At 66.3% G+C, this 18,793-nt stretch carries 15 protein-coding genes; 11 read left to right on the top strand and 4 right to left on the bottom strand.

Going from position 1 to position 18,793, the window contains the following annotated elements; translation table 11 throughout:
• Positions 1-19 precede the first annotated feature (19 nt).
• The 10 genes from JQ572_RS22265 (at position 20) to JQ572_RS22220 (ending at position 10,887) form a co-directional block, all read left to right on the top strand.
• A complete protein-coding gene (locus JQ572_RS22265; RefSeq protein ID WP_211384970.1) occupies positions 20-1,408 on the top strand; it encodes a surface carbohydrate biosynthesis protein in 1,389 nt (462 codons plus the stop codon).
• A gap of 4 nt (positions 1,409-1,412) precedes the next feature.
• Positions 1,413-2,816, top strand: a complete 1,404-nt coding sequence (locus JQ572_RS22260; RefSeq protein ID WP_211384969.1) for a capsular polysaccharide export protein, LipB/KpsS family — start codon at positions 1,413-1,415, stop codon at positions 2,814-2,816.
• Positions 2,817-2,827: 11 nt separating this feature from the next.
• Complete coding sequence (locus tag JQ572_RS22255) at positions 2,828-3,577, top strand: glycosyltransferase family 2 protein (protein ID WP_211384968.1); 750 nt, start codon at positions 2,828-2,830, stop codon at positions 3,575-3,577.
• Positions 3,578-3,735: 158 nt separating this feature from the next.
• Positions 3,736-4,698, top strand: coding sequence for a UDP-glucuronic acid decarboxylase family protein (locus JQ572_RS22250; RefSeq protein WP_211384967.1), 963 nt, complete (start codon positions 3,736-3,738; stop codon positions 4,696-4,698).
• Between the two features lie 40 nt (positions 4,699-4,738).
• Entirely contained in the window at positions 4,739-6,043 is a 1,305-nt protein-coding gene (locus JQ572_RS22245; protein ID WP_211384966.1) for a hypothetical protein, read from the top strand.
• A gap of 4 nt (positions 6,044-6,047) precedes the next feature.
• On the top strand, positions 6,048-7,226 hold the full coding sequence (locus JQ572_RS22240; protein ID WP_211384965.1) for a CgeB family protein: 1,179 nt from the start codon (positions 6,048-6,050) through the stop codon (positions 7,224-7,226).
• Between the two features lie 127 nt (positions 7,227-7,353).
• Entirely contained in the window at positions 7,354-7,800 is a 447-nt protein-coding gene (locus tag JQ572_RS22235; RefSeq protein WP_211384964.1) for a cupin domain-containing protein, read from the top strand.
• The gene (locus tag JQ572_RS22230; protein ID WP_211384963.1) at positions 7,797-8,918 is read left to right on the top strand and encodes a DegT/DnrJ/EryC1/StrS family aminotransferase; all 1,122 of its coding nucleotides are present in this window, start codon (positions 7,797-7,799) and stop codon (positions 8,916-8,918) included. The genes JQ572_RS22235 and JQ572_RS22230 overlap by 4 nt, the downstream gene beginning before the upstream one ends.
• Positions 8,915-9,682 (top strand): class I SAM-dependent DNA methyltransferase, encoded by a 768-nt coding sequence (locus JQ572_RS22225; RefSeq protein ID WP_211384962.1) that lies wholly within the window; start codon positions 8,915-8,917, stop codon positions 9,680-9,682. Before JQ572_RS22230 ends, JQ572_RS22225 begins: the two co-directional genes overlap by 4 nt.
• A complete protein-coding gene (locus JQ572_RS22220) occupies positions 9,679-10,887 on the top strand; it encodes a glycosyltransferase (RefSeq protein WP_211384961.1) in 1,209 nt (402 codons plus the stop codon). Before JQ572_RS22225 ends, JQ572_RS22220 begins: the two co-directional genes overlap by 4 nt.
• 10 nt (positions 10,888-10,897) lie before the next feature.
• Here the strand turns inward: JQ572_RS22220 and JQ572_RS22215 are convergent, their stop codons facing one another.
• Together JQ572_RS22215 and JQ572_RS22210 are read right to left on the bottom strand one after the other, a co-directional pair.
• Positions 10,898-12,478, bottom strand: a complete 1,581-nt coding sequence (locus JQ572_RS22215; RefSeq protein ID WP_211384960.1) for an MATE family efflux transporter — start codon at positions 12,476-12,478, stop codon at positions 10,898-10,900.
• Between the two features lie 39 nt (positions 12,479-12,517).
• Positions 12,518-13,198, bottom strand: a complete 681-nt coding sequence (locus JQ572_RS22210) for a hypothetical protein (RefSeq protein WP_211384959.1) — start codon at positions 13,196-13,198, stop codon at positions 12,518-12,520.
• 327 nt (positions 13,199-13,525) lie between these two features.
• Between JQ572_RS22210 and JQ572_RS22205 the strand changes: the two genes are divergently transcribed.
• Entirely contained in the window at positions 13,526-17,152 is a 3,627-nt protein-coding gene (locus tag JQ572_RS22205) for an autotransporter outer membrane beta-barrel domain-containing protein (protein ID WP_249129192.1), read from the top strand.
• Positions 17,153-17,180: 28 nt separating this feature from the next.
• Here JQ572_RS22205 and gspM read toward each other — a convergent pair whose 3' ends face one another.
• Positions 17,181-17,762 carry a type II secretion system protein GspM gene (gene gspM, locus JQ572_RS22200; RefSeq protein WP_211384958.1) on the bottom strand — a complete coding sequence of 194 codons (582 nt, stop codon included), beginning with the start codon at positions 17,760-17,762 and terminating at the stop codon, positions 17,181-17,183.
• Complete coding sequence (locus JQ572_RS22195) at positions 17,759-18,793, bottom strand: PilN domain-containing protein (RefSeq protein ID WP_211384957.1); 1,035 nt, start codon at positions 18,791-18,793, stop codon at positions 17,759-17,761. Before JQ572_RS22195 ends, gspM begins: the two co-directional genes overlap by 4 nt.

The following is an 18,793-nucleotide window of genomic DNA, read 5'->3' as shown; positions in this document are numbered from 1 at the left end:
CCAGCCGGGAGCTGAATCGTTGCGCATAGGCCTGGTGGTCGATCACCCCAAGCGTGACCTGCCGGGCGCAGTCATGCTCGGTTATCAACTCGCGCGGCGCGGCGTCTCCGTCGTGCTGGTGCCGATGTACGAGCAGGCGGTCGATGTCCCGCGGCTCGGGCTGGACGCCCTGGTCGTCAACTACGCACGTCCCGTCAATCTCGACCTGATGCGCAGCTTTGCCAGGGCCGGCATCGCGTTGTACGTGCTCGATACCGAAGGCGGCGTGCTCGCCGAGAAGGGCGGCAACTCGCCGCCGGCTATGGCCGCGCACATCAAGGGCAGCGGCTACGCCGACATCCTGTCGGGCTATTTCTTCTGGGGCAGCCGGTTGCACGATGCCTTCCTGGCAGCCGGAACGATGCGGCCGGAGCAGCTCCACCTCACCGGGTGCCCGCGTTTCGATTTCGCAGCCCCTCGCTGGCGCGCACTGCTCGACGGCGAACCGCGCGGCTATCTGCTCGTCAACGCCAACTTCCCGCTGGTCAATTCGCGCTTCACCGGCAAGCCGGGCGGCGAGCGCGAGGCGATGGTGCGGGCGGGCTGGGACGGCACCTATGTCGATCGCTTCATCGCGGACCTGAAGCAGGTCTTTGCGAACTATCTCGCCGAGATCGAGCGCCTCGCCGCAGCGCGGCCCGACCGGCGCATTCTCGTCCGTCCACATCCGTTCGAGAGCGAGGACGTCTATCGCAACGCGCTCTCGCGCCACGCCAACGTCGTGATCGACGGCACCGGCAGCGTGCTCGACCGCATCCGCAATGCGGCCGCGGTGGTTCATCTCAACTGCGGGACGGCCGTCGAATCGGTGCTGCTCGGAAAGCTGCCGCTCCAGCTCGAATATTTGAACACACCGACCACCGCGGGCCACGCCGCGCTGCCCGCGCGCGTGAGCCGGCAAGTGACGTCATTCGACGAATTGCTCGGCGCGATCGACCACGTCGAGCGCGAGACCGGGACGTTCGATTTCGCCGCCGTCCACGCCGCCGACATCGAGGCTTTCTTCCATCTCAACGACGGACAGGCTGCCGAACGGGTTGCCGATGTCCTGATCGGCACAGCCGTTTCGCGCCGGCCCTACGTCTCGCTGCTTGCGACCGTGAAGGGCACGCGCGCCAAGCCGAGCCTCGGTCAGGTCGTCAAGGGCGCGGCGAGCGCGGCCCTCGGCTCCGCCGTCACCGAGCGGCTGCGTAGCCGGTTCAATCCAGCCCGGCGCGACAAGCGGATCGAGCCGGCCTTCGTCAACACCCTGCTGGGGCGGATCGCCGCGCACGATGGCGCCAGCCCGTCGCAATTCGCCGCGAGACGCGCGCATTGCGCGACGACGGGCTTGCCGCTCGCGAGCATTGCGATCGAACAGGTCCATTAGAGCCATGACCACATCTGCAAAGACCATTCTCATCACCACGCTCGCCGAGTACCAGACCCGGTTCTGGATTCCGGTCGCACAGCGCTTGCGCGCGGCAGGCCATGACGTCGAGCTCCTCGCCTTCGACGATCGCAGCGCCGAGATGTCGGCTGCCGAAGGCGTGCCGGTCACGAACATGTACCGCGAGGGCCTCAAGACCGGCCCTGCCCCGGACGACCGCAAGGCGTTCGACGCGCGCGTCGCCGCCTACGGGCTCGACGGGACCAATTTCCTGTTCAGCCACGAGCGTTTCACGTTCGGCATCAGGGATACGGCCGCGCTGCGCCGGCGCTTCATGATCTATGCGAACGCCATGGAGGGGCTGCTCGACCGGCTGGACGCGCAGCAGCGGCCTGCCGAGCTGGTGCAGGAGCTCGGCGGCTTTTTGTCCGTCATCGCGAGCTTCTACGCCGCCAGGCGCCGAGGCATCCGCAACTGGTTCATCGAGCCGTCGTTTTTTCGCGGCCGGATGTACTTTACGCCCGACAGCCTCGCGGCGCCCGACGTGATGCCGGCGCCGGCGGACGCAGTGTCGCCCGAGGTGCGCGCCTATCTGGACGACACGCTGACGCAGCGTGCGATCGTCATTCCCAGGAAGGACCAGCATCATTATTCGGCGGCCTTCAAGAAGGTCGTGAACGTGCGCAACGCTCACCGTCTCGCAGAAAAACTCTGGGATCAGTTTGCGCTCGGCAAGCACCAGGAGTTCGGACACAATCTGCGCCATGCCCAGGTGCACGCCGCGATGGCACTCAACGCGAGCCGGCTGCGCAAGCTCTATCGTCCGCTCTCCGAAACGCCCTTCGTCTACTATCCCTTCCACGTTCCGGCCGACATGGCGCTGACGCTGCGCTCGCCGGACTATCTCGACCAGGTCGCGACCGTCGACTTCCTGCTGCGCACGATCCCGGATTCGCATGTGCTGGTGGTCAAGGAACATCCCGCCCAGATCGGCGCGATCGCGGCCTCGCGCCTGTTCGAGCTCGCGCGCCGGTTCGATAATTTCGTGCTGCTGCCGCCGCAGACCAACAATTACACCGTACTCAGCCGCGCCGACGCCGTCATCTCCGTCAACAGCAAGTCGGGTGCTGAAGCGCTGCTGCTCGGCAAGCCGGTCGTGGTGATGGGCGATGCGTTTTACCGCTCCTGCCCGCTGGTCTATGCGGTCGACCGTTTGGCCGACGTGCCGGCGCGGCTGCGCGAGGCCTTGCGCGCCGGACCTTTCGATCCGGCCAGGGGCGCGCCCTATTTCGAGTCGGCCTGGCGCCGGTCTTATCCGGGCGAGCTCTATATCAGCGATCCCAAGCTGCTCGACACGTTTGCGGCCTCCTTGCGCGCCGCAATCGCCGAGCCGGCCCGTGTGAACTGAACGGATCCATCATGCCGCTCGTCTCGATCATCACACCGTCCTGGAACGTCGAAGGCCTGATCGAGGAGACGGTCCGCTCGGTGCAGGGCCAGACATTCGCCGATTGGGAGCTGTTGATCGCCGATGACTGCTCGACCGACCGGACGCCGGCGATCATCGCCGCGATCGGCGAGCGCGATCCCCGCGTCAAGCTGATCCGGCAAGCCAAAAATGGCGGCCCGGCGCTCGCCCGCCAGGCGTCGATTGACGCCGCGCAGGGCCGCTATCTCGCCTTCCTGGACAGCGACGATCTGTGGCTGCCCGAGAAGCTGGAGCGGCAGCTCGCCTTCGCCCGGGAGAAGCAGGCCGCCCTCAGCTACACCGCGTTCCGCCGCATCAACGAGGCCAACACGGTCACCGGACGGCTGATCGAGGTGCCGGCCTCGCTCACCTATGGCCAGCTCCTGGAGAACACCGCGATCGCGACGCTGACCGCCATGGTCGACCGCGAGATCGCCGGCCCCATCGCGATGAAGAACGAGGGCTATGACGATTTCTGCCTGTGGCTCTCGATCCTCAAGCGCGGCCATACCGCATACGGCCTCAACGAGGACCTTGCGCGCTACCGCGTCAGGGGCTCGTCGGTCTCCAGCCGCCCGCTACGCTCGGCCAAATGGGTCTGGCAGATCTACCGCAATGTCGAACGCCTCTCCCTGATCAGATCGGCCTGGTGCTTTGCCCATTGGGGGGCGCGGGCCTGGTTGAAGCGGCGGGAATTTTAGCCGTCCGGCCCTTTCCACAAAAATATCGAAAACAACCCCATGCACAGTAGGGGTATCAAAATACCTCGCCGTATCGGGTCATTTGGCTATTGGCGAGCCCGGCCGTTGCCGATACCACTCAGCCGGCCGCTCCGACCGCGGACAGTCTGGAACCGATCATGCCGTTTGAAAGCTACAAGACCAGCCGCATCCTCGTGACCGGAGGCGCCGGCTTCATCGGATCGCATCTGTGCGAGCGCCTGCTCGACGCAGGAGCCGAGGTGGTGTCCGCCGACAACTACTTCACCGGCAGCCGGCGCAACATCGCCCATCTGATCGCAAATCCGCTGTTCGAGGCGGTCCGGCACGACATCACCTTCCCGCTCTACATCGAGGTCGATGCGATCTTCAACCTGGCCTGTCCGGCCTCGCCGATCCATTACCAGCGCGATCCCGTGCAGACCACCAAGACCTCGGTGCATGGCGCCATCAACATGCTCGGCCTCGCCAAGCGGCTCAAGGCGCGGATCTTCCAGGCCTCGACCAGCGAGGTCTATGGCGACCCGCTGATCCATCCGCAGACCGAGGATTATTGGGGCAATGTCAACCCGATCGGGGTCCGCTCCTGCTACGACGAGGGCAAGCGCTGCGCCGAAACGCTGTTCTTCGACTATTGGCGCCAGCATGGCCTGCCGATCAAGGTCGCGCGCATCTTCAACACCTACGGCCCGCGCATGCAGCCCAATGACGGCCGCGTGGTGTCGTCCTTCATTGTCCAGGCGCTCAAGGGCGAGCCGATCACCGTGTTCGGCGACGGCGGGCAGACCCGCTCGTTCTGCTATGTCGACGATCTCGTCGAGGCCATCATGCGGCTGATGGCGACCGGCGAGGACGTCACCGGACCGATCAACATCGGCAACAATTCCGAGTTCACCATCCGCGAGCTCGCCGAGAAGGTGATCGAGCTCACCGGCTCGCGTTCGCGACTGGTCTTCCAGCCGCTGCCGCAGGACGATCCGCGCCAGCGCCAGCCCGACCTCACCAAGGCCAAGGCCGCGCTGGACTGGGAGCCGAAGGTCGCGCTCGAGGACGGACTGAAGGAAACGATCGCCTATTTCAAGCGTACGCTTGAACTGGCCTGATCGCGCCCGCAACGCCCGTCGTCCGCAGCGAGCTTCCGCAATGAGCGCTCCGCCAGGCATTTTCACCGATCTGCGGAGCCGCCTGGACTCGAAAGCCGTGCTGACGAGCCTGGTGCTGCTGCACAGCGCCGTCACCTGCCTGTCGCTGATCAAGGTCGCGACCTTCCAGTACTATATCAGCTTCAGCGGGGAGCGCGTCTGGATCGCGGTCATCGTTGCACTCGGCTTCTCCGTCGTTTCGCTGCTGTTCGTCATCGCCCGCTTCAGCTTCGGTTATTTCGTCGGGTTCTATTTCTACACGATGATCCTCGGCTTCCTGTGGATCGACGTGTTCTCGTATTACAGCTACCCGCAATTGCCCGCAGGCATCTCGGCGGCGCTGGCGCTGGTGCTCTTCCTGTTGCCCGCGCTGTTCGTCAAGGCGCCGCTGCGGCAACTCGTTAAGTTGTCGAATGCTCATTTCGAGCATCTGCTGACGCTGATCCTGGTGGTCTCGGTGGTCACCATCGCCGTGGCCTCGACCTACAATTTCCGGCTGGTCTCGGTCGCGCGCATCTACGACTATCGCGACACGCTCGAATTTCCGCCAGCGGTGCGATATCTCACCGGCTGGGTCTCCAGCACATTGTTGCCGTTCGCCTTTGCCTGCTACTGGCTGCTCGGCCATCGCTGGCGTTCCGGCCTCGTGCTGGGCCTGCTCCTGTTATTCTACCCCATCACGCTGACGAAATTCGCTTTCTTCACACCCGCCTGGCTGGTCGCCCTGGCGGTGCTCTCGCGCTTCCTGGAAGCGAGGACTTCGGCCATCGTATCGATCTTCGTTCCGATGCTCCTTGGCCTCGTCTTGATCGTTCTGACAGGCGCGCCCCTCAACAGCATCCCCGGTAGATATTTCGACCTCGTCAACATCCGGATGATGGCGACCGCATCCAGCGCCCTCGACATCTACAACAATTTCTTCTCGAGCCACCCGCTGACCTGGTTCTGCCAGATCTCCGTCCTCAAGCCGCTGATGCATTGTCCCTACCAGGCGCCGCTGGCGGTCGTGATGCAAGAGGCCTACGACCTCGGCAATCTGAATGCATCGCTGTTTGCGACCGAGGGGATCGCATCCGTCGGCCTCTATCTCGCGCCTTTGGCGGCGCTTGCATCCGGCTTCGTGCTGGCGCTCGGCAACCGCACGTCGGCGGGGCTTCCGCCTCGCTTCGTCCTGATGTCCACCGGCGTGCTGCCGCACGTTCTGCTCAACGTGCCGCTTTCGGTCGCCATGCTGACCCACGGCACCGCCATCCTGTTCCTGCTCTGGTACGTGATGCCTCGCAGCCTGTTCGAACCGAAGACGTGACGCCGTGCGCATCCTGATCCTCAACGCCGACTATCCGCGCTTTCTTTCCTGGCTGTACCGGCGCCGGCCGGGTCTCGAGACGGAGCCTTACGCGGCGCAGATGGCGGCGCGGAACGCGAGCCTGTTCGGCGTCGCCGATTTCTACTCGCGCAATTTCGCCGGCCTCGGGCACGTCGCCGCCGACATCCACGTCAACAATCCCTGGATGCGGGCGGCCTGGGCGCGCGAGCACGGCCTTGCCGTCACCGAGCCGCAGCCGCCCGGCGCACCTGCTGCGCGCGATGCCGTTCCCGGCTGGCTGCAACGCGCGGTCGCGCCGTTCAAGCCGGTCCTGCGCCCGCTCGCGCGCAAGGTCGGCCTCAGCCCGCGCCTCGACGCGGAAGCGGAAGCGATCCTGCTGGCGCAGATCGAGGACTTCAAGCCGGATCTCGTCCTGAACCAGGATCTGTTTCACGTCGACACGCGGCTGGCCCGCCGGATCAAGCAGATCGGCAGACCGATCCTGGTCGGCCAGGTCGGCATCTCGCCCTCCCGCGGCGAGGACTGGTCGGTCTACGACCTCATGATTTCGCAGATGGCGGCCGTGGTGGATTTCTTCCGTGCCCATGGCGCTCGCGCCGAGGTGGTGCATCTCGCCTTCGAGCCGGGAATCCTCGACACCCTGCCTCCACCACCGCCGCAGGATTTCGACGTTACCTTCGTCGGCGCGGTGTCGGCGGATCACCAGCTCCGCGTCGCGCAGCTCGAGGCGGTAGCGCGGCGCTACGATCTCAAACTGTTCGGCAGCGGCTTGCAGTCGCTTCCCGCCTCCTCGCCGCTGCACCGCTGCTACCAGGGCGAGGTGTGGGGCGTGGAAATGTACCAGGCGCTGCGCGCCTCGCGCGTCACGCTCAATTCGCATATCGACATGGCCGGTCGCGAGGCCGGCAATGCGCGGCTGTTCGAAGCGACCGGCGTCGGCGCATTCCTGCTCACCGACTTCAAGGACAATCTGGACACGCTGTTCGCGCCCGGGCGCGAGGTCGCGGCCTGGCGCACCGTCGAGGATTGCCTTGCGCAGATCGAGCGCTATCTCGGCGACGACGCTGCGCGCCTGTCCATTACGAAGGCGGGACAGGCCAGGACATTTGCCACCCACACCTTCCGCCGGCGTGTCGAGGAGATACTCGCTCACATCAGCTGAATCTTTCGTCGGCGGCACAGCAAATGTCATATCCGGTCGACCCTTGACGGTCCCGGCCAAAATGGCCAAAGTGCGCGGCGAGATAGCTAACTCACTCCAATCACAGCGGTTTTTGTCGAGGCTTAGGATGGAAAACGTCGAACATGTTCGATTCGGCGACCAGCTCTACGCCATCATCGTGCGCGCCTCGTTCCGCGAGCCCGGCATCCATTTCTTTTCGACGCCGGAACTGTCGCAGCAGCTCGCCTATATGAGCCATCCGAAGGGCAAGCGCATCGAGCCGCATCGCCACAACAAGGTGACGCGCGAGGTGCACTACACCCAGGAGGTTCTCCTGATCCAGAAGGGCAAGCTCCAGGTCGATTTCTACACTGTCGAGGAAGAATATCTCGAAAGCCGCGTGCTCGGTGCCGGCGACATCATCCTGCTCTGCAGCGGTGCCCACGGCTTCCACGTGCTCGAGCCGCTCGAGATGATCGAGGTCAAGCAAGGTCCTTATTCCGGTGAGAACGACAAGACCCGGTTCGCCGAAGTCGCGGCATCCGAAATCCGGGTCAAGGGTCCGGGCCAGTGACCGCACCGTTCATTCCCGTCAACACGCCGCTGCTCGACGGCAACGAGGCCGACTACCTCGCCGAATGCATCCGCACCGGATGGATCTCCTCCGAGGGACCGTTCATCAAGCGCTTCGAGCAGGCGATGGCCGAGACCGCAGGGCGGCGTCATGGCATCGCCGTGACCAACGGCTCGGTCGCACTCGACATCGCCGTTCAGGCACTCGGGCTCGAGCAAGGCTCGGAAGTCATTATCCCGACCTTCACGATCATCAGCTGCGCCGCCGCCCTGGTGCGGGCGGGCCTCGTCCCCGTCGGGGTCGACTGCGATGCCGCAACCTGGAACATGACGGCCGACGGCGTCGAAGCCGCGATCACGCCGCGCACGCGCGCGATCATGCTGGTTCACATCTACGGCCTGCCGGTCGATCTCGATCCGATCATGGCGCTCGCACGCAAGCACGACCTGAAGGTGATCGAGGACGCCGCCGAGATGCATGGCCAGACCTATCGCGGCGCGCCCTGCGGCGGCTTCGGCGACGTCTCGACCTTCAGCTTTTATCCCAACAAGCACGTCACGACCGGTGAAGGCGGCATGATCCTTACCGACGACGACGCGCTCGCCGACCGGCTGCAGAGCCTGCGCAATCTCTGCTTTCAGCCGCAGCAGCGCTTCGTCCACGAGGAACTCGGCTGGAACGCGCGCATGACCAACCTCCAGGCCGCGCTCGGCGTCGCCCAGGTCGAGCGCCTGCCGCGCACGGTCGAGCTCAAGCGCCGGATCGGCCGGCTCTACGACGAACATCTCGCGGGCCTCAACCGCATCCGCCGCCCGGTCGCCCGCACGGCCTATGCCGACAACATCTACTGGGTCTACGGCATCGTGCTGAACGACGAGGTCCCGTTCGATGCCAAGGAGGCAATGCGCCGCCTCGGCGAAAAGGGCATCGGAACGCGGCCGTTCTTCTGGTGCATGCACGAACAGCCGGTGCTGCGCCGGATGGGCCTGATGCGCGACGAATCCCATCCGAACGCGGAATACGTTGCCCGCCGCGGTTTTTATTTGCCGAGCGGACTTGCCTTGACCGACGACGAAATCGCCCGCTCGGCCGAGGCGCTGAAGGAGATTTTGGCGTGACGGTGTTCGCCGAATACGCGCCCTGGTACGACCTCCTCTATCAGGACAAGGATTACGCGGCCGAGACGGCGTTCGTCGAGGCGCGCCTGCGCGACCACGGCACCTCCTCCGGCAAGCTGCTCGATCTCGGCTGCGGCACCGGCCTGCATGCGCTGGCCTTCGCGCGCAGCGGCTGGCGCGTTGCCGGCATCGATCTCAGCCACGAGATGATCGCGAGCGCCAAGGCGCGCGCCGAGCAGGCCGGGCTCTCCATACCGTTCCGGCAGGGCAACGCCTGCGAGACCGGCCCCGAACGCGATTTCGATGCGGTGGTATCGCTGTTCCACGTCGCGAGCTACCAGACCAGCCGCGATGCGCTGGCGGCGATGTTCCGCACCGCGCACGCAGCGCTGAAGCCGGGCGGCACGTTCTTCTTCGACTATTGGTATGGCGGCGCCGTGCTCGCACAGGGCGTCGAGACGCGGGTCAAGGTGATCGAGCAGAAGCCGCTGCGCCTCACCCGCATCGCGCAATCCGATCATGACGAACACACCGCGACCGTCACCGTGAACTACACGCTGTTCTGCGAGGACACGGATCGCGCCACGATCCGGCGCGTCGACGAAGCGCACCACATGCGCTACTGGTTTCCGTTCGAGATCGATGCGGCGCTCGCGGCGAGCGGCTTCCAGCCGGCCGCACACGCCGCGTGGCTGACGCAGGACGCGCCGAATTCGAAGAGCTGGGCGGCCTATGCCGTCGCCAGAAAGAGCGGCACGCCGTGAGACCGCTGCGGCTCGCCGTGATGCTGGAGCAGGCGCTCGAGGTCGGCGGCGGCTTCCAACAGCCGCTCAATGACCTGCTCTGGCTGCGCGACTGGGCAGCCAAGTCCGGCAACGAGATCGTGGTCTACTCGCCCTATCCGAAGACGCTTGAAATCCTGAAGGAGTTCGGCGTCACGGGCCGGCTGCGCAAATTCGGCGCGCTCGACTATCTCTTCCTTTTCCTGAAATATTGCGGGCCGTTCGATCTCGTCCAGATCGCGCTGAAGCTGAAATCGCCGTTCGAGCGCGCCTTGATCCGCGACGGCATCGACGTCGTGCACTTCACCTCCACCTCGAAGCGGCATCTGCTGCTCTACGAGCTGCCCTTCATCATCACGATCTTCGACGGCTGCCATCGCGACGCCCCGGAGTTTCCGGAAGTCCGCACCTTCGGTGAATTCGAGCGCCGCGAGATCCTGTTCCGTCTCGCCAGCACCAAGGCGGTCGCGGTGATCGTCAACGCATCCGAGCTGATCGATGATCTCTGCCGCCGCTACGCCATGGAACGCGAGCGCGCGATCTGCATCCCGTTCTCCCCATCGACCTTTGTCAGCCGGTCCGCGCCCGAAGCCGCCCCCGATGCCGCCGTGCTGGCGCAGTACCGGCTCGAGCCGGGCTATCTGTTCTATCCTGCGCAGTTCTGGCCGCACAAGAACCACATGACGCTGCTTGCAGCCCTCGCTTTGTTGCGCGAACGGGGCATCACCGAACGGCTGGTGCTATGCGGCTCCAACCGCAGCGGTCGCGACAAGATCGACATGGCGATCCGCAGCTATGGATTGTCCGACCAGATTTCCATCATCGGCTTTGTTGAATCCGCCGAGCTCGCCGCGCTCTATCGCGGGGCCTCCGCGCTGGTGATGCCGACCTATTTTGGTCCGACCAATCTGCCGCCGCTGGAAGCCTGGGCGGTCGGCACGCCCGTGATTTACCCCGAAGCCTTCAAGGCGCAGGCCGGCGACGCCGCGATCCTGTTCGACTATGACGACCCGCGCTCACTCGCAGACGCCATCGTCAATCTCCGCACCGAGGGCACACGCGAGCGCTTGACCGCGGCCGGCCATCGGCGGCTCGCGCAGTTCACTGAGGAGACCGAGGCTGGCCACCGGCAATTCGCCCGCCACCTGGAGCGGCTGAAGCACCGGCTCGCGCTGCCCCCGCGTTGAACATTATCCGCTAGGCTGGCACAAACGCCCTTAGCCGCGCGCGCAGAGCTACGCTCAGCAGCGGGCTTGCGAGGGTGCCGACCACGATCAGCCAGACCGCGCACTCCACGATGAAGTGCGTCAGCCCGCTTCCCGGCACGAGTGCAGTGATCGCCAGCCCGATCAGCCAGCCGGATGCCACGATCGCGAAGGCCATGAGTAGCAGGAACCCGATGTGCCTGAACGGATGACGCAGGGTCTGACGCATGACCATCAGCGCGAGCAGGCCGAACTGGACGAGGATGTCGCTTGCGACCACGGCGAGCGCGGCGCCCAGCGGTCCAAGTTGCGGGATCAGGACGAAGGACAGCACCAGGAAGACGACGAGCTGAAGTCCCTTGGTGCGGATCAGGAGATCGCCGCGATTGCTGTGATTGGCAAAGCCCAGCGCCAGCAGCGACGGCGCGACGGCCGCCGAGCCGAGCAGCAGCGTCACCGTCAGCGGCGCGTCGTAGGGGATGCTGCCATGAGTCCACAACGCGAAGAAGTCAGGCCAGAACGGCAGCAGGCCCGCGACGATCAGACTGGCGAGCCCGGTCACGAACACCGAGCCGTGGGCGTAGAGCCGGCGCAGCCGCTCCTTGTCGCCGACGGCATGGTCGTGGCCGAGTTCGGCGGCAAGCGGCAACGTGACCTGAAGACACAGGCCGCGCACCAGGCTCGCGATCACGCGCGTCAGGCCCCATTGCGCCACCGCGACGCGGTTGGTGACCAGCGCGGAGACGAGCAGCACCGGGACGTTGACCAGCGCCAGCTCGGTGATGTTGGCGACCGCGAAGGGCAGCGCGCGGCCGAACTGACCGACGCTCCAGCGCAGGGATGGCGATGCGAATGACAACCTGCCGGCACGGCGCAGGAACGGAAACAATCGCGGCGCGTCGAACACGGTCAGGAAGATCGTGAAAAGCAGCTGCATCGACACGAAGGCGATCGCCACCGCGAGCAGGCTGCCGAACGTCGCCAGCGCGACAAGCTGCGCGATCTGGCCGAGCAGCAGCGCGCCGTTTTGCAGCCAGACCGTCCGGCCATATCGGCCGCGCACACGATAGAGGCCGGAGACGAGATTGGCCGGCAAGGTCAGGAGCATGCCGAGCGTCATCACCAGCATCGCAGCATCGAAGGTCGGCGCCTGGCGGAAGCCGAGGACGGCTGACGGCGGCGCGAGGTAGATGGCCGCGCACAGCAGAACACTAGGCACCGCGACGATTGCGAGATAGATTCGCAGCAGGGCCGAATAGAAATTCGCCGTGCGCCCATCGCAATCGACGCAGGATTTGAAGGCGAGAAAACGGTTGATCGCACGAAGCTGAAGCCCTGCGTCCGCCACGACGACGAGACTGCCGGCCGCATAGATTGCGAGCCAGGCCGCGAGCAGGTCGCCGCTCCAGACATGCAGGAACGCCGGGATCAGCAGCAACTGCTGGGTCAACCCCAGCACCATCTGGACAAGGTTCGCGGACCAGCCCTGCAACAGCCGGCGGGCGCGGCCGGCGCCGCCGGATCCGCTCGCACCGCCGGCCTTGCCGGGTGCGTCAGTTTGCGTGTCGGTCAAGCCGCGCCCTTCCCGATCAGCCCCGGCGCGCGGCAGCGCTCAGAGCCCATCCGACTCGCCGTTCTTCGGCGTCGAACGCGGCACGAAAGGCGCGAACGAGGAATCGGTCGGGCCCGGCATCGTCGGCTTGCCGGCGGCATCCGTGGTCGGGCCCGCCGGAGCGGGAGCGTCCTGCGGCTTGAGCGCCAGCACCTCGCTGCGCTCGCCCTGCTTGAACGTCACCTCGCGCGGCTGCACCGAGGTCAGCGACCAGCCGTCGAGCGATTCGCCCTGCCTCAGGCGCACGACCTTCTGATCCATGCGATTGACGAGAATCGCGATGGCGTCCCCCTCGCCCACCACGGCGCCGACCAGCAATAGCGGCGGCGGTGCCTGGACCGGCTTGGGCGGCGGCGCGGGACTCTCTTCCACCGGCGATGCCGCAACCGCGCGCGGCGGCGGCCGGCGCATGGCAGAGAAGATCGGGCGCTCCTGTGTCGCGGTCAGGGCCGAGAGCGGCACCGACCACAGCGGATTGCCGCGGGGGATGGGCTTGCTCGGAGCCTGCTGCACGGGGCGCGAGATCGGCCGCGTCGCGCCGACATCGACATTGTCGGCGGGGCTGCGCGCAGCGTCGTCGGGCAGGACATCCATGCGCGACGAGGTGGCGGCCATGGTCCCGGCGGTGCCCAGAACCACGCACAGCACAGCCAATCCTGTCGGCCTCAACCACCCGGCCATCGACATTCCCCTGCGACCACCAGCCGCGCCACGACGGCGGCTAGGCGTCCGAGCCAAACTAGTTCCGATCCGTAGCGCCATCAACCCAAAGCGCCAGGCCGCCCCCACGGGCACGCCTATTCCCCCCATATGTTGCAATGCGTGAATATGTTGCCCGAGGGCCACGATCGTCCAAAATGCAAGGCGGAACAGCGCGGAACCCGACCCACATGGACATCCGTTCATTGCCGCACGCTGCGACGCCATGAGATCATCGCGCGGCGCAGGGTCCGCCCGCTCCCCATTTGCGCATTTGCGATGATTTCTTTGCTGATTTGAGAATACCGGATGGCTGGACCGACAATGGCAGGTGGGCGGATCGGATACGGGCTGCGATCCGGGCTGCAATCCGTCCTGCGCCGCTCCCTGGCGGCCCTGCTGGCGACCACGGCGCTCGGCGCCGTCGCGGCGCACGCCGCGGACGGCGACTGGAACGGCGCGACCAGCGACTGGACGGACGGCACGAACTGGTCGTCCAATCCGAGCGTGCCGGACGGCACCGCGACCTTCACAAGCACCGGAAGCACGGCCGTCGACAACAACAACGGCGTCGTCGTGATCGGCACAATCCGGTTCACGACCATCGCGCAGGCCTACTCGATCACGGTCGGCAACCCGTTCATCGTCAACGGGACAGGCATCATCAACGATTCCGCCACGACGCAGAATTTCCAGGTCACCTCCGGCAACACTCTGGTGTTCCAGAACAGCAGTACCGCGCGCGGCGGCATCGGCGCCGGAGCCGTGATCATCACGAACGATACCGGCGGCACCGTCAGCTTCCTCCAGAACAGCACGGCGGGAACGGCAAGCCTCGTCAACAGCAGCTTCGTCACGTTCGAGGATTCCAGCTCTGCGGGGAGCGCCCAGATCACCAACAACGCCAACGGCCAGATCGATTTCTTCACCAGCGCTTCGGCGGGCAGCGCCACGATCAACAACCTGGCGTCGGCCACGCTGAACTTCCACAACAGCACCACAGCCGCCACTTCGACCGTCGTCAACGACGGAACGGTGAATTTCGACGGCTCCGCCACGGCCGGCAGCGCCACGATCACCACCAACAACGGCGCGACGACGAACTTCTCCGGCACGGCGACCGGCGGCAGCGCGCAATTCATCACCAATGCCGGCGGAACGGTCGACATGTCCGGCCTGACCAGCGGCGGCATGACGTCGGGCTCGATCGAGGGCGCGGGCAATTATGTCCTGGGCGCCAACACGCTCACCACCGGCAGCCTCAACACCTCGACCCAGGTCGACGGCGTGATCTCCGGCACCGGCGGAGGACTGACCAAGGTCGGCACCGGCACGCTGACGCTGACCGGCACCAACACCTATACGGGCGCGACGACGATCTCGGCCGGAACGCTGGCGATTTCCGGCTTCGGCAGCATCTCCTCGTCCAGCGTCGTGACGGTGGATGCCACGCTCGACATTTCCGCCTCGTCCGTGCCGTTCAACGCCATCACGACGCTCGCGGGCAGTTCCAGCGGTATCGTCAACATGGGCGGCAACGGGCTCGTGATCACCAACGGCTCGACCGAGTTCGCGGGCGTGATCCAGGGCACCGGCGGCCTGGAGGTGTTTGCCGGAACGCAAACGCTATCCGGCGTGAACACCTACAGCAACGTCACCCAGATCGACGCGGGCGCGACGCTGGCGTTGAAGGGCAGCGGCTCGATCGCGAACTCGCTCTATGTCGCGTTCTCGGGCCCCGGTGCAACGCTCGATATCTCCCAGACCACGTCCGGGGCTTCGGTTACACAGCTGTTCTCGTTCGGCGCCAACGGCGTCGTCGCGCTGGGATCGAAGACGCTGACGATCACGGCTGGCAACTCCTTCGGGGGCGTGATCCAGGACGGCGGCATCGGCGGCGGCACCGGCGGCAACCTCGTGATCGCAGGCGGCGCAACGCAGCAGCTCTACGGCACCAACACCTATACCAGCACGACAACCATCGCGACCGGCGGCGAGCTGGATCTCATCAACGCCGCCGGCAGCGACGGCAGCATCGCGACCTCGAGCAACGTCATCGCCAACGGCGTGTTCGACATCTCCGCCCTGAGCGCCGGCACCTCGATCAAGTCGCTGGCGGGTTCGGGTAACCTCAATCTCGGCGCCAACACGCTGACGATCAGCAATGGCAACGGCAATTTCGCGGGCGTGATCGACGATGCCGGCGCGGGCGGCGGTCTGACCATCGCTGGCGGCACGCAGACTCTCTCCGGCGCCAACACCTACAGCGGCGCGACCACCGTGAACGGCGGCACACTGGTGGTCGATGGTTCGATCGCGAGCGCGACCACCGTCAACACCGGCGGCACGCTCGCCGGCAGCGGCACGGTCGCCGGCGTCGCGGTCAACGGCGGCACGCTCGCCCCGGGCAGCGCGGCGAGCCCGTTCGGACCGCTGACGATCAACGGATCCCTGACCTTCACCGCGGCCTCGACCTATCTGGTGCAGGTCTCCTCGACGAATGCCAGCCTCGCCCAAGTGACGGGCGCGGCCGGGCTCGGCGGTGCGACGGTGAGCGTGAACTTCACCTCGGGGACGGTCAAGAAGCAGTACACGATCCTGACTGCGGCCGGCACCCTCGTCGGCACCACCTTCAATCCGACCGTCCTCTCCAACATGCCGACGCTCAACGCGACGCTTAGCTACGACACCAGCAACGTTTTCCTCAACGTCAACGTCAATTTTGCGCAGGCGGGCGGCCTCAACGTCAACCAGCAGAACGTCGCCAACACGCTGAGCAATTTCTTCAACGCGACCGGCGGAATCCCTGCGGCCTTCGCCGCGCTCTCGCCCGCGGGACTGACGACCGCCTCGGGCGAGCTCGGCACAGGCATCATCCAGTCGGCGATCAACGCCGACGGCCAGTTTCTCAATTTGATGCTCGACCCCACCGTCATCGGCCGCTCTGGCGGCTTCGCCAAGGCGGGCAGCGTCGCGCAATTCGCCGAGAGCGACGATGCTTCCGCCTACGCGTCCATGCGCCCGGCCAATGCGCGCGAGCGCGAGGCCTATGCCATGGCGACCAAGGCGCCGCTGCTCTCCTCGCTGCCGAGCAGCCGCTGGAGCGTCTGGACCGCCGGCTATGGCGGCTCGGCGCAAGTCGGCGGCAATGCGCCGGTTGGCTCGCAGGACCTTTCCGCGAGCGTCTGGGGCGGCGCTGCCGGCGCCGACTACAGGATCTCGGTGGACACGCTGGTCGGCTTTGCGCTCGGCGGCGGCGGGCTGAGCTACTCGCTCGCAAACGCCATGGGCTCGGGCTCGGCGGACCTGTTCCAGGCCGGCGCATACGGACGGCACAATTTCGGACCGGCCTACATCTCGGCCGCGCTCGCCTATGGCTGGCACGACGTCACCACCAACCGCACCGTGGCGCTCGCCGGCGCAGACCAGCTCCAGGGTCGCTTCAAGGCCGACACCTTCTCGGCCCGCTTCGAGGGCGGCTACCGCTTCGCAACGCCACTGGTCGGCATCACTCCTTATGCGGCGGCGCAGGTCACGAACTTCAACCTGCCGAACTATTCGGAACTCAGCCTCAATGGCGGCGGGCTGTTCGCGCTGAACTACGCCGCGCAATCGGTGACCGACACCCGTTCCGAGTTCGGCCTGCGCGCCGACAAGGCCTACGCGATGCAGAACGGCGTGCTGACGCTGCGCGGCCGCGCCGCCTGGGCGCACGACTACAATCCGAGCCGCGCCGTCACCGCGCTGTTCCAGACCCTGCCGGGCACCAGCTTCGTCGTGAACGGCGCCCGCGTCGACGCCGACTCCGCGCTCGTGAGCGCCAGCGCCGAGATGAAATGGCTGGGCGGCTTTTCGGTCGCCGGCACCTTCGACGGCGAGTTCTCCGGCAACGTCACCAGCTATTCCGGCAAGGGCGTACTCAGGTACGCCTGGTAAGCTGCCCCGATAGGCTGACGGGACGGCCTTACTTCGCCGCCTGCCACTGGCCAGAAACGCCGAGAATGACCCTGACGCGGCCGGTGCCGACGTCGCTCAGCGCCGTGGTCTGCGGCACCTGGACGTCGAGCTGATCGACGTACAGGAATGGCATGCCGGCTTCGAGATCGTAGAGCAGCTTCTGGAGCGCCGGCTGCTCCAGCTCGCAGCTCACGACGAGGCCGACGAAACCGTCCTTGGTCTGCGCGCCGGAGACGTCGACCTGCGAGGACTGGACCGAGCCGCCGACATCGCCGACCGCGGCCGCAACCCGCTGCAACAGGTTGGCGCCCGCGACCGTCACGGTCGGCCCCTCCAGGAACGGCGTGCCGGGATGCTCGGCGGACAGGGCCGCGGCACCCTTGGCGCCGCCCTTGCGGCCGCGCAGCTGGTCGAGCAGGTCGGAGGTCTGCGCCAGCGCCTCGCGGTGGGCGATGACGTCGGCGATCGACAGCGCTGCCATCAGCAGCAGCCCGCTTGTGACCGCGAGATAGAGCGTGACCGCGATCAGGGGCGAGCCGGCGAGCGTCCGCCCAACCGCATTTCCGCTTACGACCTTGGCGCTGCTCATGGCGCGTTCCTCGGTTCGATCTGCGCCTCGATGTGGAAGCGCTCGCCGGGATCGGAGGGGTTGCGCGTCGTCGGGGCGGAGAAGGTCGCGCGGGTGAAATGCTGGGACTGCTCGATCAAAGGGATCAGCGACGGCGCATCGCGCGTGATGCCGGCGATCTGGACCTTGTTGCCGGCCAGATGCAGCTCTGTGACATAGGTGTGGTCCGGCAACAGCCGGCTCAGCGATTCCAGCACGATCACGCTCGACGGCGTCTCGTATTTGCGGCGCTCGAGCAGCGCGAGCGGCGAGCGCTCGCCGCCGTCGCTGCCGCGAAGTGCGGCGCGGCGCTGGGCGATCTGCCGTTCGAGCTCCCCCTCCTGCGCGCTCAGACTGTCGGCCAAATAGCCTGCCGCGACCGATCCGACCACCGCTGTGACCGCGGCGAGAGCGAGCACTGCCTGCAACGTCCGGCTCAGCCGCACGGGGTCGATCGCGCCGCGCGATTTCTGCTCGAACACCTTGATGCGCCCACCCTCGGGCGCCTCCGTCGCGACCGCGATCGCAGTCGGATGGAAGCCGGACACCGCCTCGACATAGCCCGTCGCCAGCCGGCGCGGTGCAGCCGCGATCACTGTGGTGATGCTCTCGCTGCCATGCGCCACCGGGGCGCTGCAACCGAATACGGCTTCGCTCGCGCTCCAGGGCGTCAGCCGGTCGATCTGCGCCCGCACGATGCCGTCGAGGAAATCGGCCGCGCGCGCCGGCAACTCCAGCGAACGGAACAGGAAGCGCGCGGGCCGCAGCACGATCTCGACGCGGCTGCCGCGGACGATCTGCGCGAGATCGGCGATGAACTTGCCGTCCTCGAATGCGATTTCCTTCGGGACGTTCTCCACCTTCGCAGCGTCCAGTGCGAACGTGCCAGTCTCCGTCTCGACCAGCCGCACCACCCGCGGCGATACCATCCGCTCCAGGCCGGCCACGACCGAACCGGCCACGGTGCCGGTCCATGCATCGAGAATGCCGCGAATGGAATTAAGCGAGCTCAT

It is taken from the genome of Bradyrhizobium sp. SZCCT0153, from assembly GCF_018129995.1.
Classification (GTDB): Bacteria; Pseudomonadota; Alphaproteobacteria; order Rhizobiales; family Xanthobacteraceae; genus Bradyrhizobium; species Bradyrhizobium japonicum_G.
Note: the sequence above shows the minus strand (reverse complement) of the source record. Positions and strands in the feature narration are given on the sequence as shown.

Coding starts and splice junctions, on each gene's coding strand:
- JQ572_RS22255 (WP_211384968.1), top strand. CDS start 2,828: ATGCCGCTCGTCTCGATCATCACACCGTCCTGGAACGTCGAAGGCCTG.
- gspM (WP_211384958.1), bottom strand. CDS start 17,762: ATGAGCAGCGCCAAGGTCGTAAGCGGAAATGCGGTTGGGCGGACGCTC.
- JQ572_RS22245 (WP_211384966.1), top strand. CDS start 4,739: ATGAGCGCTCCGCCAGGCATTTTCACCGATCTGCGGAGCCGCCTGGAC.
- JQ572_RS22260 (WP_211384969.1), top strand. CDS start 1,413: ATGACCACATCTGCAAAGACCATTCTCATCACCACGCTCGCCGAGTAC.
- JQ572_RS22210 (WP_211384959.1), bottom strand. CDS start 13,198: ATGGCCGGGTGGTTGAGGCCGACAGGATTGGCTGTGCTGTGCGTGGTT.
- JQ572_RS22205 (WP_249129192.1), top strand. CDS start 13,526: ATGGCTGGACCGACAATGGCAGGTGGGCGGATCGGATACGGGCTGCGA.
- JQ572_RS22195 (WP_211384957.1), bottom strand. CDS start 18,793: ATGAGCTCGCTTAATTCCATTCGCGGCATTCTCGATGCATGGACCGGC.
- JQ572_RS22250 (WP_211384967.1), top strand. CDS start 3,736: ATGCCGTTTGAAAGCTACAAGACCAGCCGCATCCTCGTGACCGGAGGC.
- JQ572_RS22235 (WP_211384964.1), top strand. CDS start 7,354: ATGGAAAACGTCGAACATGTTCGATTCGGCGACCAGCTCTACGCCATC.